The organism is Caballeronia sp. M23-90, from assembly GCF_053574605.1.
The window spans coordinates 1-863 of sequence record NZ_JBSIPA010000911.1 but is presented as its reverse complement, the minus strand read 5'-3'; the positions used below and the strand labels follow the sequence as shown (position 1 = coordinate 863).

Genomic DNA, 863 nt, shown 5'->3' with positions numbered 1-863 from the left:
TACCACGACGCCCACGATTCCCGTCGCAGGTGCGGTGGTCATGCCGTTGGAGGTAATGGGCGCGGGCAGCGGCGTTGTTGTGACGACCACGCTCGCCGTTCCGGCGGGCGCGTCAGCGAATACGCTGACCATGCAGGTCAACAATCTCTCCTACGACGCCAAGGGCTCTGTCCAGATCAATGGCGGCAAGTGGATCGATCTGACGAATGCAAACGTGACCGTGCTGGGCAACGCGAAATTGTATGGCGGCATTGGCGGCGGTTACGACACCATCAAGTTGAATGTACCCGTGACGGGCGCAATCAACGGAAACAACACGATCAGTTTCCGCTTCAATACCACCGATGGCGTGAGCTCGGGTTATCGCGTGTTGTCGTTCAATTTGCTCGATGCGTCGGGCAATGCGCTGATTGCCAGCAGCAGCTTCACGCAAGACGATCCGACTAAATGGACTGCGCCGCTTGCGAACACAGCCGATATCTCCGCGGGTCAGAAGTTGTGGCAAACCGCGACGCTGATCGATTCGCCGGTCAATTCGGGTCACCAGCTCAAGGCGCATTGCATGGACTGCCACAGCGCGAGCGGCAACGATCTGTTCAAGTTCAATTACTCGAATAACTCGATCGTGGTTCGAAGCGAATATCACGGCTTGTCGCAGAACCAGGGCATGCAGATTGCCAGCTATATCCGTAGTCTTGCGAGCACGAATCCCACGCCGGGTCCGAAGTGCCGTCCGTGGAATCCGCCGTATCAGCCGGGTCCGGGTCTGGATAGTGCGCCGGTAAGCGACTGGACATGTGGCGCTGGTATTGACGCGGTATCGGAAAATGATCTGGATACGCTTGCCGCGATTTTCCCGAGCG

1 pseudogene is annotated in these 863 nt (G+C 57.9%); it reads left to right on the top strand.

Annotated features, from left to right (window positions below):
* Positions 1-79: 79 nt before the first annotated feature.
* A pseudogene (locus ACRXB1_RS36930) lies at positions 80-863 on the top strand (hypothetical protein); the annotation flags it as partial.